This window comes from Pseudomonas sp. BMW13, assembly GCF_013357275.1.
Taxonomy (GTDB): domain Bacteria; phylum Pseudomonadota; class Gammaproteobacteria; order Pseudomonadales; family Pseudomonadaceae; genus Aquipseudomonas; species Aquipseudomonas khazarica.
Window position 1 is genome coordinate 1 of sequence record NZ_SUKD01000051.1, and the last position, 13,183, is coordinate 13,183.

Sequence of the window (13,183 nt, forward strand, 5' to 3'; positions counted from 1 at the left end):
TCGAAGAAGCGCAGTTTACGTGCTGTAAATGAGCATTCTGAGAGCGATTTCAACGCAGCATCACCGAGCGCAGGCACTTTTCGTACAAAGCCTACGGGGCGGGTGATTCGGTCAGCGTCAACAGGATATCGGCATACCAGGTGCAGTTGAGGCCCAGGGCTTCGTCCTGGTCCTCGTCGCGGTTGCCGAGCAGGCGCGTGGAGTGGATGCCGAGCAGGCGCCAGGGCAGTTCGCTGTCCAGCTCGGCGCGCTTGACCACCGGTGCACCGCTGATGCCGCGATGGGTGCGGCCATCGGTGAGGAAGTAGCCGAGCCCCTGAAAGCGCAGGCCGAACGAGGAGGCCAGGCCGGCATGCCGGGCGACCGGCATGCGGTGCAGGCTGTCCTGGAAGCCGAGCGGGAAGCCCACCACCAGCAGCGCCGAGCCGATTTCGACATCTTCGTCAGGCTGCAGCAGGTGTTGCGGGGTGAAGGCGTGGTAGGCGCCGTCATGGGGAAGGGCTGCCTGATCCAGTTCGATCACCGCCACATCGATCTCGCCAGCGCTGTCCATGCCTTGCCGCCACAGATGCTGCTCGCCGTCATACAACGGGATGGAGAAACTGACGGTGCTGGCCAGGTTGCTGGCGTCGGTATGCAGTTCGATCTGCAGGCTGTCGGGTTGATGGCCACTGGGTTCGTCGAGCACGACGTGGCGGCTGGTGACGAGAAACAGCCGCTGCTCGCGGCGGAAGAAGAAACCACTGGCGTTGGTCAGTATCTGCCCAGCCGCCAGGGTGGTGATGCGTGCAGCGCTCAACATCAGGGAGTCGATCATGGCCGGGCCTCCTGCCGGTGTGTGGCTTGACGACTGACTGCCAGACGCCTGACAGGTTCGCTTTGGTTCACGCCTGGCGTATCGAGCCATGCGGGTGGATGGGGAAAACGACATCCACCCGGTGCGGCAGCGGCGTCAGACGCTGGCCGGCTCGTCCTCGTTGCGGTCCAGCGCCACCTGGCGGATCGACAGGCGAATCTCGGCCGGCAGCACGCGCTTGGCGGCGCCTTCGGCCAGCTCGCTGAGTAGCGGGTGGTGGCTGAGCTTGCCGGCCTCGTCCTGGCGCAGCACGCCCTGGTCCAGCAGGCTCTGGATGAAGTGGCGGAACAGGCTCTTGTCGAAGAACTCCGGCGCATTCAGGCCGTGCAGGATCGACAGGCGCTGGGCCATCACCGTGCACAGGTCTTCCAGCTCCTCGGCGCTGATCGCGTTTTGCCCGGCATTGAGCAGCAGGGCGATGGCCATGTAGAAGCGTTGCAGGGTCTGCGCCACCGAGCGCGACAGCAGCGTCAGCAGGACGAACTGGCGGGAGCTGGGTGCCGGACGCACGTAGACGTCGCCCTCGACCTTGAGCAGGCCCTGCTCGACGAACGCGGCCAGCCACTGGTCGACCACGCCTTCCAGTTCGCTCTGCTCCCAGCGGATGAACAGTTCGGACTGCAGGTAGGGATAGAGTGCGCCGGTGAAGCGCAGGATCTGCTCGCGGCTGATGCGTGCGCTGCTCTGGAAGAAGCTCGCCAGCAGCGCCGGCAGGGCGAAGATGTGCAGCACGTTGTTGCGGTAGTAGGTCATCAGGACGGCGTTCTGCTCGTCCAGGTAGAGAATCTTGCCCAGGGCATCCTTCTGCTCGGCCAGCAGGTCCATGCCCTTGGCGTGCTCGATCAGCGCCGCGCCGTCGCCTTCCGGCAGGGTGGTGTGGGGCGAGTAGGGCACGGCCCGCAGCAGCGCCAGGTACAGGTCGAGCACGCGCGCCAGGGCGCGGTCGTCCAGCGCCAGCTTGCTGGTGGAGAGCAGTGCCAGGGCGACGAGGTTGACCGGGTTGATCGCCGCCGCCTCGTTGAGGTGGCGCGCCACGTGTTCGCCCAGGCGGTTGGTGGTCTCGTTGAGCCAGCTCGGCCGGTACTGCGGGCCCAGCTCCTGCTGGCGCCAGCCGGGTTGCTGCTGGTCGAGGAATTCGCCGAGCTTGATCGGCTCGCCGAAGTTGACCGACACCTGGCCGAAACGCTGCTTGAGCGCGCCGAGCACCTTGAACAGGTCGAAGATCGACTCCTTCTTCTTGCTCGCGCCACGCAGCTCGCCCAGGTAGGTGCGGCCTTCGAGCACGCGCTCGTAGCCGATGTACACCGGCACGAAGACGATGGGCAGGCGATGCGAACGGAGGAAACTGCGCAGGGTGATGGCCAGCATGCCGGTCTTCGGTCGCAGCATGCGCCCGGTACGCGAACGGCCGCCCTCGACGAAGTACTCCACCGGGAAGCCCTTGCTGAACAGGGTGTGCAGGTACTCGTTGAACACTGCGGTGTACAGCGGGTTGCCCTTGAAGGTGCGGCGCATGAAGAAGGCGCCGCCACGGCGCAGCAGACCGCCGATCACCGGCATGTTGAGGTTGATGCCGGCTGCGATGTGCGGGGGCGTCAGGCCGTTGCGGAACAGCAGGTAGGAGAGCAGCAGGTAGTCGATGTGGCTGCGGTGGCAGGGCACGTAGATCACCTCGTGGCCCTGGGCGATATCACGCACGCCCTCGATGTTGTGCACCTTGATGCCGTCGTAGATCTTGTTCCAGAACCAGGACAGCACCAGCTCGAGGAAGCGGATCACCGTATAGGTGTAGTCCGAGGCGATCTCGTTGCCGTAGCGCAGCGCCTGGGCTTCGGCCTTTTCCAGGCTGATCTTCTCGCGCTCGGCCTCGTCGACGATGGCCTGGCGTACCAGCGGGTCGTGGACCAGGCCCTTGACCAGGTTGCGCCGGTGCGACACGTCCGGGCCGATCACGGCGGCCTTCTGGTTGCGGAAGTGCACGCGCAGGATGCGGTGCACCATGCGCAGGGTGCGCTCCTGGCCCTTGTCCTGCTCGACCAGTTCACGCAGGTGGATCGGTGTGGAGAACTGCACGCGGGTCTTGCGCCCGAGGATCAGGATGCTGACCAGGCGGCGCAGGCGGCCGGTGACGGCCCAGCTGTCGGCGAACAGCAGTTTCCAGGCGCTGGTCTCGCGATCCGGCGACTGTCCCCAGAACACGCTGACCGGGACGATCTGCGCGTCATCCACGGCATGCTGGCCGAGGGCGCTGACGACGCGATCCAGGGTGGGCGAAATCCCGCGTTTGTCCTGGCGGCCGAACCAGTCCGGTTCCGGCGTCAGGTAGAAGAAGGCCGCCGGCTCGACATGTTCCCCGACGGCCACCGGCAGCACCGGGCGCGGCAGGCCGGCCTTGGTGCACTCGCGGTCGACCACGGCCAGGTCGCTCACCGAGGGCTGCTGCAGCACGTAGAACACCGGCTTGCTGCGATCGAGCTTGAGGGTGAAGGCGGACTGGTTGATGGTTTCCGAGCGTACCCAGAGGTACAGCAGGCGGCGCAGCGCGCTGAAGGCCATGCGGCGCAAGGGAGAACGGGTCATACGGACTCTTGAGCAGATAAACGAGCGGATGCTCGGGAAGGGCGCTAGTGTGCCGCAAGCCTGCTTGGCGGGCAAAAAACTTCCGGGACCAGCCGCTGGCGCCGCGGCCTGACGGGGCTGCCACGGCCGACAGGGCTGGCACCACGTGGGTGTCCGTGCAGTCAGCCTGGCCAGCATGCCGCCGGCACATGACGGAAAAACGGTCGACGCCTCGGCCCCCGTTGTTCAACAGAACCACAAAGGCGGCTTCGGGTTCCCGAGCGGAATGCCGGGTCAGCCTCTGCAGCGTGCCGCGCGAGGGGTATCGGCCATGTCGGTCCTCGAATCGGCTACGCCAGCTTCATCAGCACCACGCCGAGCGCGATCACCCCGCACGCCAGCAGCCGGATCGGTCGCATGGGTTCCTTGAGCAACAGCACCCCGAGCAGCACGGCAAACACCACGCTGGTTTCGCGCAGCGCCGACACCAGGGCCACCGGTGCCTGGGTCATGGCCCAGATGACGATGGTGTAGGCCGCCATCGACATCGCCCCGCCGGCCAGCCCGCCGCGCCAGTGCGGGCCCAGCTGGAGAAAGGCGCGCGGCCCGCGGCTGACGGCGAGCACCGCCGCCATCACCGCGCCGTTGACGCTGAACAACCACAGCGAATAACTCAGCGCATCGCCGTTGGCGCGGGCGCCCATGGCATCGCTGAGGGTGTAGCCGGCGATGAACAGGGCCGTCATCAGGGCGCAGAACAGCATCGCCCGCTGCGGGGCCTGGTGGTGGCCGCCGCGCAGCGCCATCAACCAGATGCCGATCACCAGCACCAGCAGGCCCAGCAGCTGCTGGGTGCCCAGCCCGTCATGCAACAGCAGCAGCGAGAGCAGGGCGACCATCAGCGGCGAGCTGCCGCGCGCGATGGGGTAGACCTGGCCCAGGTCGCCGTACTGGTAGGCGCGGGCCAGGAAGAAGTTGTAGCCGATGTGCAGCACGGCCGACAGCGCGATCCAGGGCCAGGCTGCGGCCTGCGGTACGGCGACCAGCGGCAGTGCGCAGAGCGCCACCAGGCCGGCGCCGACCTGGATCAGGGTGGCGGTCAGGAAGCGGTCGAGACCGATCTTGAGCAGGGCGTTCCAGCCGGCATGCAGGGCAGCGGCGGCGATGACGGCGAGAAAGACCGTGGTGTCCAAGACGGGCCTCGAGGGTAGCGATTGTCGAAGAAAATCAGCAGGATCGGCGCCGATGTCGCTCGGCTTGCCATGATGGGTCAAGCAGGGGTGTCAGTCTGCCGCATGCCGCATTATCGGGCAAAATCCGTTGCAGACTGATGGCAGCACAGTGGCGCGGCAGTGCCTATGATTCAACGCAAGGCGCTGGATCAAGCCCCGTGACGCTGAACGATAGCGGGTTTCAGGGGCGTGCTCCTCGCCCAACGACTAGCAGGATACAGCCCGTGGATGCCCTGGAGAACAAGGCGATGACCCCGCCCAGACAGCCGAGTGACGCACCTGAGCGCGTCGCCAGAGGCCCCCGAACCGCAACGCCCCTGAACCTGCTGGTGGTACTGGCGAGCGTTTTCATCCTGGTTGTCTGGCTGATCACCCTGCAGCGCATCGCCTTCGAGCGTGAGCAGGCACTGGCGGCGGAAATGAAGGCCAATGCCAGTCTGGCCATCGCCTTCGAGCAGCAGGTGTCCCGCGCGCTGAAGGCGGCCGAGCAGGTGGCGGCGTTCGTGCGCGAGCAGTACCGTCTGCAGGGCAGGGAGATCGACCTGCGGCGCTGGGTCGAGGAGGGGGTGATCCGCGAGGAGATGTTCACCATCATCAGCGTGGTGGACGAGCATGGCGACATCGTCAGCAGCAGCCGGAGCACCGGCCCGGTCAACTACGCCGATCGCGAATTCTTCACTGCGCAACGTGATGCGCGCATCGACCATCTGTTCATCAGCCAGCCGGTCTTCGGGCGTGTGTCCAAGCGCTGGCTGATCCCCATGTCGCTGCGTATCGAGCACGCGGACGGCCGTTTCGCCGGGGTGGTGGTGATGGCCATCAGTCCGCAGGACGTCACGCAGTTCTTTCAACAGGTCGACCTGGGCGCGCAGGGGCTGCTCGAACTCGGCGGTCTGGATGGCGTGGTGCGCGCGCGCAAGATCGGCGCACGTAGCGAGTTCGGCCTGAGCGGCGAGTCGCTGGCCTGGTTTCAGCGGCAGAAACAGCGCCGCACCGATGACTTCTACGACAGCGGCCAGGGGCTCGATGGCGTCGCCCGTATCGTCAGCTACCGCAGCATGGCCGACTATCCGCTGATGGTCACCGTGGCCACGGCCTACGACGAGGAAATGGCCACGACCCTGCAGCGCCGCACCACCTATCTGCTGGCGGCTGTCGGTGTCTCCCTGGTGGTGATGCTGTTCGTCGGCGTGCTGGCGCTGATGCTGGTCCGCCAGCGCGCGGCGACCGATGCCCTGCAAGGCAGCGAAGCGCTGTTTCGCGCGACCTTCCACCAGGCGGCCATGGGCATTGCCCATATCAGCCCCGAAGGCCGGATCCTGCGTGTCAACGAGACCTTCTCGCGCATGCTCGGACGCCCGCCCGAGCGCTTGCAGGGCGGCAACATCTTCGACCTGAGCGACCCCGAGGTGGCCAGCGCCGCCCGGACTTTCCTGCGCGAGCAGCTGGCCAGCGATGGCGGCGCGCTTTCCCCGGAGATCGAGAAGACCTACCGCCGCGAGGATGGCTCGCTGCTCTGGGTGTGCGAGGCCGTGAGCGTCGTGCGCAAGCGCCAGGGTCACCCGGCGTTCCTGGTGCTGGTCGCGCAGGACGTCACCGAGCGCAAGCGCCTGGAGGCACGTCTGTCCCACGAGGCGCAGCACGATGCGCTGACCGGCCTGGCCAACCGGGTCCGCTTCCGCCAGCGGCTCGACCAGGCGCTCGACGCGGTGCGCGATCAGGAGCAGCTGTGCGCCGTGCTGTATATCGACCTGGACGGCTTCAAGGCGATCAACGACCGCCACGGTCATACGGCAGGCGACTGCCTGTTGCAGATGGCCGCCAGGCGCCTGGAAGGCTGTGTGCGCAGCACCGATATGGTCGCGCGCTTCGGCGGTGACGAATTCGGCATCCTGCTCGCCAGCCTGCACAGCCGCCAGGATTGCGCGGCGGTGGCGCTCAAGGTGCTGGATGTCCTGGCGCAGCCGTTCGACCTGGACGGCCATCCGGCACGCATATCGGCGAGCGTGGGCGCCGCCCTGTATCCGCTGCAGGCCGACAATGGCGCGGACCTGCTGAAACAGGCGGACCAGGCCATGTACGTGGCCAAGCACGCCGGCAAGAACCGCTTTCACTGCGCGCCGGAGTAGGGCGCTACTGTCCGGACGTCGAGGGCCTCTGTTCTAGCGCCGCAGCGCAAGGAGCGCTGCGCCGAAGGCAATGAACACGCTGCCGAATACCCGGTTCACCCAGGTCACGAACGAGGGGCGCTGCAACGTCTGCCTGGCCCGTGCCGCCAGCGAGGCATAGGCGACCAGGGTGATGAACGACAGCAGCATGAAGATCCCGGTGAGGATGAAGAACTGCGGCAGCAAGGGCTCACGGGTGTCGACGAACTGTGGAAACAGCGCCGTGAAGAACAGGATCGGCTTGGGGTTGAACGCGGCGATGAACAGCGCCTCGCGATAGAGCCGAAAGGGCCTGTAGGCGCGGCGCTCGGCGGCTTGGCTGGCCTCCACCTGGAGCAGCGAGGCACGCCCCAGCAGATGGCGCAGGCCGATGTAGAACAGGTACATGGCGCCCAGCACCTTGACGACACTGAACAGCAGGGCCGAGGACTTGAGCAGCAGCCCCAGGCCCAGCATCGCCGCGGCGGACAGGCAGAACAGGCCCATGATGTTGCCCAGCGACGACCACACCACCGCCCGCACGCCGAAGCTCAGCCCATTGCGTAACGCCAGCAGGATCGCCGGTCCGGGGCTGACGACTGCGATGCCGGCCACGGCGGAAAAGGCAACGGCTGTTTCGAGATTCATGGGGTGCCTGCTGATTGGCTGGAACGGGGCTGTCCACGCGGCCGCCCGGCGAATCCGCAGAGGCTCCGCCAGGGCCGCGAGCAGCCACATTAGAGCGCCGGATCAGGAAATGGAAGCAGGTCCTGGGAGACGCTTGGCTGAGCCTGCCATGCGTCGTCGATCTTGTAGAAGTCCGCTTGTGATTCCGAGCTGCCTGCACCGACTTTCAGGGCGAAGGTGCAGGCGATCTGCCCAGGGTGTTGCGCCTCGAGTGCAGGCACGCAGGTGCCGAGCGTCACGGTCATCTCCGCACGCATCTGTTCGAGGCCGGTCAGCGCCGCGATCACGTCCGCGGCTTCCTCGGCATTGGGTCTGAGCAGCCCGTCAGGCGGGTTCGAGTCGTCAGCATGGGCCAGGGGCGTCGCCAGGCCGAGCAGTACCGCAGTGGCTAGGGGTATGAACATGTTCAGGGTCTCGATCGTCGACGCGCGCAGAGGCGCTTCAGACATGCTGGAGGATGTTGATCAGGTTGCCGAGCGGGTCCCTGACGTAGAAGCGGCGAACGCCCCAGGGCTCATGCGACGGCCCGTACTCGATGGGAATCCGCTGTTTCGCGACACGCCGCAACGCCTCGTCGAGATCATCCACCTCGATGGACAGGTCGGGCACTGGCGTGTCCGAGCCGCCCTCGCTGGCGAAGCTGACCTGCACCGCCATCCTCTCGGAACCGGCATAGGTGCGAATCCAGCCATGGTCCATGACCAGTTCGAGGCCCAGGATCAGCCGATAGAACTCATCCACCTCCGCTGGTTGCGCTGCGTGAAGATTGGCAATGATCCGTTTGACGTTCATGTGGCTTCCTTGGGGGTAAGCGAGCGTGCGCTATCGAGGTTAGGCCAAGTCACCGGGTTGAGCGAGTGCGCCTGCACCGACGTCAGCGGCCGACGCCGCTGCCTGCATGTCTGCAGAACTGCTCCTTCAGCCCGATTTTCAGCCACAGGCCGCCGCCGGAGGCGATGGCCAGTTTGTCCATCTGCTTGCGCTTGCGGCGCAGCGCCGAAGGCTTCTCGAAGTAGCCGAACCGCCGCTTGTACCAGCGGCGGCCCAGTTCGGCGCCTACCTTGCGGTTCAGCCTTGCGAGTGCAACTTCCAGTGAGTCAGCGGATGTCACGTCGACGGTTACGGGCATGTCTGGCGTTTTACGGACTGACGCCTGTCCATTCAGTAGCGCTGATGCGCTGGAAGGGAGTTGCCTTGCCGGGTTCCGGCGCGGCGGGTGACTCCGGTCGTGCTCCGGGGTGCTAGCTGAACAGGCCGGAGAGGACGCTGATCATCCCCTCGATGAGGGCCAGAAGTCCATCGATGATCGCCTCGACCGTCCCGGTTACCACCTCCAGAATGCCGCCGTCGCCCCTGGTGAGCGGGACAGCCACTGCGGCGATGGAAACCAGCATGGCGGCCACGGCAACGGCGTGCACGCCCATCGTCAGCAGATAGATCAGCGCGCCGATCAGGCAGGTGGCGCACAGGGCATTGAAGGCTCGCAGCCCTTTCGAACGAGGCGTCTGATTATTCATCCGTGAATGCTTTCCGAAGTAGGTCTGGGCGCTGAGCCTAGCAGGTTCTCTGCGCAGGTGAATGGGGCGGGGCGTTTCGTCTGCCCGGCAATCACGGTGCTGGGCCGCTCGCAGGCAGGCTTCGGAACGGCTGCAACGACCGTCACGAGCACTCGCCCGGGCCGTATCGGGCGAGCAGGCTGAACCTCGCCTGACGCATTCTGCCGAGGTATGCGGGGCCGCTGAACTTTCCCGGACGAGGGTTGTCATGCCTTCGTCCGGGCGTGCGCTTTTGCCCGGCGTTCTTGCGGCCTGCGTTCTCGCGGTGGTTACGCGGGACTCGGGCGTTTTCGCGACGGTGAGAGGCCATGATCGAAATAAGAAACCTGACCAGGCGTTTTGCGCAGTACACGGCAGTCGATGACCTGTCGTTCAGTGTCCAGCCAGGGGAAGTGCTGGGCTTTCTCGGCCCCAACGGGGCTGGCAAATCCACCACGATGAAGATGCTCACAGGGTTTCTCGCGCCGACCTCCGGCACGGCGAGCATTCTCGGCTGCGATATCCAGACGCAGACGCTCAAGGCCCAGCGGCAGATCGGCTACCTCCCCGAAGGCGCGCCGTGCTACGGCGACATGAGCGTGCGCGGTTTCCTCTCCTTCATCGCCGAGGTGCGCGGTTTTCGTGGTGCCGAGAAGGCGCTGCGGGTCGAGCATGCCGTGGCCCAGGTGGAGTTGCAGGCGGTGCTGGAGCAGAGCATCGAAACGCTGTCCAAGGGCTTCAAGCGCCGCGTCGGCCTGGCCCAGGCGATCCTGCACGATCCGCGCGTGCTGATTCTCGATGAGCCCACCGACGGCCTCGATCCGAACCAGAAGCATCAGGTGCGCCAGCTCATCCAGGGCCTGGCCCGCGACAAGATCGTGATCATTTCCACCCACATCCTCGAAGAAGTCACGGCGCTCTGCACCCGCGCCGTGGTCATCGCCGAGGGCCGCCTGCTGGCCGATGGCACGCCGCTGGAACTGGAGAGCCGCTCGCGCTACCACCAGGCGGTGACGCTGGTGGCCGATGAGGCCCTGGACCCGGCCGCGCTGGCGGCGCTGCCCGGTGTCGCCGGGGTCGAGGAGAACCCGCGCGAGCACAGCCTGAGCGTGCTGGCGCAGCCGGGCGAGGTGATCTTCCCGCAGGTCAATGCACTGATCGCCCAGCGCGGCTGGAGGGTCAGGGAGCTCAACGTGGAACGCGGTCGGCTCGATGAAGTATTCCGCAGCCTGACCCGAGGAGAGCAGCCATGACCCAGTTGCCCGTGATCTTCAAGCGCGAGCTGGCGAGCTACTTCGCCACGCCGCTGGCCTATGTGTTCATCGTGATCTTCCTGGTGCTGTCCGGGGTGTTCACCTTCTACCTGGGCGGTTTCTTCGAGAGCGGCCAGGCCAACCTCTCGGCCTTCTTCAATTTCCACCCCTGGCTGTACCTGTTCCTGGTGCCGGCGATCGCCATGCGCCTGTGGGCGGAGGAGCGCAAGTCCGGCTCCATCGAGCTGCTGATGACCCTGCCGATCACCCGCTTCGAGGCGGTCACCGGCAAGTTCCTGGCGGCCTGGGTGTTCGCCGGCATCGCGCTGCTGCTGACCTTCCCGATGATCATCACCGTCAACTACCTGGGCGAGCCGGACAACGGCGCGATCATCACCGGCTACCTCGGCAGCTGGCTGCTGGCCGGGGCCTACCTGGCCATCGGTTCGTGCATGTCGGCGCTGAGCAAGAACCAGGTGATCGCCTTCATCCTCGCGGTCAGCGCCTGCTTCCTGTTCATCGTCAGCGGCTTTCCGATGGTGCTCGATGCCTTCGCCTGGGCGCCGCAATGGTGGGTGGACGCCGTCGCCTCGCTGAGTTTCCTGGTGCGCTTCGATGCCATCAGCAAGGGCGTGATCGACCTGCGCGACCTGCTGTATTTCCTCTCGCTGATCGCTGCCTGGCTGACCGCCACCGCGGTGGTCATCGATCTGAAGAAAGCCGACTGAGGAGCGCCCATGAAAAAGCTGATCTATTCCGGCGCCGGGCTGCTGCTGATCGCGGTGGCGTTCGTTGCCTTCAATCTGCTGGCCGGTATCGGCCTGGGCGGTGCGCGCCTGGACCTCACCGAGCAGAAGCTCTACACCATCTCCGACGGCACCCGGCAGATCCTCGGTGAGCTGGACGAGCCGATCAACCTGTACTTCTTCTACTCGGACAAGGTGGCCAAGGACCTGCCGGCGCTGCGCACCTACGCACAGCGCGTGGAGGAGATGCTCAAGGCCTACCAGGCGCAGGCGAACGGCAAGATCCGCCTGCACATCATCGATCCCCAGCCCTTCTCCGAGGACGAGGACAAGGCGGCCGAGTACGGCCTGCAGGGGATTCCGCTGCAGCAGGGTGGCGACTCGGTCTACTTCGGCCTGGCGGGCACCAATTCGCTGGATGACACCCAGGTCATTCCGTTCTTCGCCCTGGATCAGGAGGAACACCTGGAGTACGAGCTGAGCCGCCTGGTGCAGACCCTGGCGAAACCCGAACTGCCGGTGGTCGGGGTGCTGTCCGGGCTGCCGATGACCGGTGGCTTCGACATGATGGCGCGCCAGCCGACGCCGCCATGGATGGTGCTGGAGCAGGTGCGCCAGTTGTTCAAGATCGAGAACCTCAAGGCCGATGTCGACCAGATTCCCGAGCAGGTCTCGGTGCTCTGGCTGGTGCATCCGAAGAACCTGCCGCAGCAGACGCTCTATGCCATCGACCAGTTCGTGCTGCGCGGCGGCAAGCTGATGGTGTTCGTCGACCCCTACGCGGAGGCCGACAGCGGCGAGATGCCCGGTGAGGTGGCGGTGGACAAGGCGTCGAACCTCGCGCCGCTGTTCAAGGCCTGGGGCCTGCGCATGGTCCCGGACAAGGTACTGGGCGATGGTGCCTATGCCATGTCGGTGAACATGGGCCAGGGCCAGCGCCCGGTGCGTCATGCCGCCTGGCTGAGCCTGCCGCGCAAGGCGCTGGACCAGACCGATATCGCCACGGCCGGGCTGGAGAGCATCACCGTCGCCACGGCCGGCATCCTCGAACCGCTGGAGGGGGCGAAGAGCCACTTCACGCCGCTGATGCAGAGCTCCGAGTACGCCATGCCCTTCGATGCCCAGCGTTTCGCCATGCTCAGCAACCCGGAGGAGCTGATCCGTGAGCTGGAGCCGACCGGTGAGCGCTACACCATTGCCGCGCGGGTCGATGGCCCGGCGCAGAGTGCCTTCCCCGACGGCATCGAGGGGCGCAAGGATGGCCTCAAGCAGGCCGACAACATCAACGTCATCGCGGTGGCCGATACCGACATCCTCAGTGATCGCCTGTGGGTGCAGGTGCAGGACTTCTTCGGCCAGCGCATGCCACAACCCTGGGCTGACAACGGCAGCTTCGTCATCAACGCGCTGGACAACCTGAGCGGTTCCGAGGCGCTGATCAGCGTGCGTTCGCGTGGCCGCTTCAGCCGTCCGTTCGTGGTGGTGGAGGAGCTGCAGCGGGCGGCCGAGCAGCGCTTGCGTGACAAGGAGCAGGCACTGCAGGCGCGCCTGACCGAGACCGAGCAGCAACTGGCCGCGCTGCAACGCAGCGATGATCCGAACAAGGCGCTGGAGCTGACCCCGGAACAGCAGACCGCGCTGCAGCGCTTCATCCAGCAGAAGCTGGAGTTGCGCAAGGAGCTGCGCGACGTGCGCTATCAGCTCAACGCCGATATCGAGGCGCTGGGACGCACCCTGAAGGTGCTCAACATCGCCCTGGTGCCGGCGCTGCTGACCTTGCTGGTGCTGGCCCTGTGGCTGTGGCGCCGGCGTCGTCAGGCCTGACGGCCAGCGCGACCCTAGGCGCTGCAACGCGTGTGCGTAGGGTTTCGTATCCCGGCTGCGATCCGGGGTGGTGCGTAGGGTGGATCACGTTTTACCGATCCACCGCTGTGGTGGATGCAGGAAGCGGCATTCACCCTACGTCGAGGGTTTCGTATCCCGGCTGCGATCCGGGGTGATGCGTAGGGTGGATCACGCTTCACCGATCCACCGCTGTGGTGGATGCAGGAAGCGGCATCCACCCTACGCCGAGGGTTTCGTGGCCCGGTTGCGATCCGGGGTGATACGTAGGGTGGATCACGCTTCACCGATCCACCGCTGTGGTGGATGCAGGAAGCGGCATCCAC

General features: G+C 65.9%; 12 protein-coding genes. 4 read left to right on the plus strand and 8 right to left on the minus strand.

The annotated features are described in order from the left end of the window. Positions 1–91: 91 nt before the first annotated feature. The 3 genes from E4487_RS24050 to E4487_RS24060 form a co-directional block, all read right to left on the minus strand. Complete coding sequence (locus E4487_RS24050) at positions 92–817, minus strand: serine protease (protein ID WP_175254547.1); 726 nt, start codon at positions 815–817, stop codon at positions 92–94. Positions 818–952: 135 nt separating this feature from the next. Continuing rightward, the gene (gene plsB, locus E4487_RS24055; protein ID WP_037053674.1) at positions 953–3,436 is read right to left on the minus strand and encodes a glycerol-3-phosphate 1-O-acyltransferase PlsB; all 2,484 of its coding nucleotides are present in this window, start codon (positions 3,434–3,436) and stop codon (positions 953–955) included. A gap of 329 nt (positions 3,437–3,765) precedes the next feature. Then, complete coding sequence (locus tag E4487_RS24060) at positions 3,766–4,608, minus strand: EamA family transporter (protein WP_037053675.1); 843 nt, start codon at positions 4,606–4,608, stop codon at positions 3,766–3,768. A 263-nt stretch (positions 4,609–4,871) separates the two neighbouring features. On the opposite strand from E4487_RS24060, the gene E4487_RS24065 reads away from it, so the two are divergent. After that, positions 4,872–6,776: a diguanylate cyclase domain-containing protein gene (locus E4487_RS24065; RefSeq protein ID WP_373921568.1), complete on the plus strand. Its 1,905-nt coding sequence runs from the start codon at positions 4,872–4,874 to the stop codon at positions 6,774–6,776. A gap of 33 nt (positions 6,777–6,809) precedes the next feature. Here the strand turns inward: E4487_RS24065 and E4487_RS24070 are convergent, their stop codons facing one another. The 5 genes from E4487_RS24070 to E4487_RS24090 all read right to left on the minus strand — a co-directional run bounded on the left by E4487_RS24070 (position 6,810) and on the right by E4487_RS24090 (position 8,998). Then, the gene (locus tag E4487_RS24070; protein ID WP_175254548.1) at positions 6,810–7,442 is read right to left on the minus strand and encodes a LysE family translocator; all 633 of its coding nucleotides are present in this window, start codon (positions 7,440–7,442) and stop codon (positions 6,810–6,812) included. Between the two features lie 89 nt (positions 7,443–7,531). After that, the gene (locus tag E4487_RS24075; RefSeq protein WP_175254549.1) at positions 7,532–7,885 is read right to left on the minus strand and encodes a hypothetical protein; all 354 of its coding nucleotides are present in this window, start codon (positions 7,883–7,885) and stop codon (positions 7,532–7,534) included. 37 nt (positions 7,886–7,922) lie between these two features. After that, positions 7,923–8,273, minus strand: a complete 351-nt coding sequence (locus E4487_RS24080; protein WP_134677453.1) for a VOC family protein — start codon at positions 8,271–8,273, stop codon at positions 7,923–7,925. A gap of 82 nt (positions 8,274–8,355) precedes the next feature. Next, entirely contained in the window at positions 8,356–8,610 is a 255-nt protein-coding gene (rpsU, locus tag E4487_RS24085) for a 30S ribosomal protein S21 (RefSeq protein ID WP_175254550.1), read from the minus strand. A gap of 112 nt (positions 8,611–8,722) precedes the next feature. Further along, the gene (locus tag E4487_RS24090; RefSeq protein ID WP_175254551.1) at positions 8,723–8,998 is read right to left on the minus strand and encodes a hypothetical protein; all 276 of its coding nucleotides are present in this window, start codon (positions 8,996–8,998) and stop codon (positions 8,723–8,725) included. A 347-nt stretch (positions 8,999–9,345) separates the two neighbouring features. Between E4487_RS24090 and E4487_RS24095 the strand changes: the two genes are divergently transcribed. Genes E4487_RS24095 through E4487_RS24105 form a run of 3 tightly spaced genes read left to right on the plus strand, consistent with a single transcriptional unit; the run spans position 9,346 to position 12,839 of the window. Beyond that, entirely contained in the window at positions 9,346–10,269 is a 924-nt protein-coding gene (locus E4487_RS24095) for an ABC transporter ATP-binding protein (protein WP_175254552.1), read from the plus strand. Further along, positions 10,266–10,997 carry an ABC transporter permease subunit gene (locus tag E4487_RS24100; protein ID WP_037053684.1) on the plus strand — a complete coding sequence of 244 codons (732 nt, stop codon included), beginning with the start codon at positions 10,266–10,268 and terminating at the stop codon, positions 10,995–10,997. The genes E4487_RS24095 and E4487_RS24100 overlap by 4 nt, the downstream gene beginning before the upstream one ends. 9 nt (positions 10,998–11,006) lie before the next feature. After that, on the plus strand, positions 11,007–12,839 hold the full coding sequence (locus tag E4487_RS24105; RefSeq protein WP_175254553.1) for a Gldg family protein: 1,833 nt from the start codon (positions 11,007–11,009) through the stop codon (positions 12,837–12,839). The last annotated feature ends 344 nt before the right edge of the window (positions 12,840–13,183 follow it).

What these genes read in the sequence shown, in the direction of transcription:
- E4487_RS24050 (WP_175254547.1), bottom strand. Translation starts at nt 817, where the DNA reads ATGATCGACTCCCTGATGTTGAGCGCTGCACGCATCACCACCCTGGCG.
- plsB (WP_037053674.1), bottom strand. Translation starts at nt 3,436, where the DNA reads ATGACCCGTTCTCCCTTGCGCCGCATGGCCTTCAGCGCGCTGCGCCGC.
- E4487_RS24070 (WP_175254548.1), bottom strand. Translation starts at nt 7,442, where the DNA reads ATGAATCTCGAAACAGCCGTTGCCTTTTCCGCCGTGGCCGGCATCGCA.
- E4487_RS24075 (WP_175254549.1), bottom strand. Translation starts at nt 7,885, where the DNA reads ATGTTCATACCCCTAGCCACTGCGGTACTGCTCGGCCTGGCGACGCCC.
- E4487_RS24080 (WP_134677453.1), bottom strand. Translation starts at nt 8,273, where the DNA reads ATGAACGTCAAACGGATCATTGCCAATCTTCACGCAGCGCAACCAGCG.
- rpsU (WP_175254550.1), bottom strand. Translation starts at nt 8,610, where the DNA reads ATGCCCGTAACCGTCGACGTGACATCCGCTGACTCACTGGAAGTTGCA.
- E4487_RS24090 (WP_175254551.1), bottom strand. Translation starts at nt 8,998, where the DNA reads ATGAATAATCAGACGCCTCGTTCGAAAGGGCTGCGAGCCTTCAATGCC.
- E4487_RS24095 (WP_175254552.1), top strand. Translation starts at nt 9,346, where the DNA reads ATGATCGAAATAAGAAACCTGACCAGGCGTTTTGCGCAGTACACGGCA.
- E4487_RS24100 (WP_037053684.1), top strand. Translation starts at nt 10,266, where the DNA reads ATGACCCAGTTGCCCGTGATCTTCAAGCGCGAGCTGGCGAGCTACTTC.
- E4487_RS24105 (WP_175254553.1), top strand. Translation starts at nt 11,007, where the DNA reads ATGAAAAAGCTGATCTATTCCGGCGCCGGGCTGCTGCTGATCGCGGTG.